General features: G+C 42.4%; 1 protein-coding gene. It reads right to left on the bottom strand.

Annotated features, from left to right (window positions below):
- Nucleotides 1-283 (bottom strand): hypothetical protein (locus ACVC08_RS00285; RefSeq protein WP_452600518.1); only part of this gene is annotated, 283 nt, incomplete at both ends.

Here is a 283-nt window from a genome sequence, read left to right as displayed (position 1 = left end):
AGAACAGTTATCTGCTTCGTCTGTAACATCTCCTGTAATGTTTACTCCAGCATCGTAGTTACATGATGCATCTGTAAATATCTCAATATCTGCAGGTGCAGTAAATGTTGGCGCGATATTATCAGACACCGTGATGGTTTGTGTTTGTTCTGGTGCAGTGTTACCACAGCTATCTGTTAATGTCCATGTTCTGGTGATTACGAATGATCCTTCGCAAGTTCCAGCGACTATAGTGTCTGTGTAGGTAGCGTCTAGGGTTGTAGAACAGTTATCTGCTTCGTCT

This window comes from Pontimicrobium sp. MEBiC06410, from assembly GCF_053601615.1.
The sequence above is the reverse complement of the archived record's forward strand: the minus strand, read 5'-3'. Positions and strand labels throughout refer to the sequence as shown.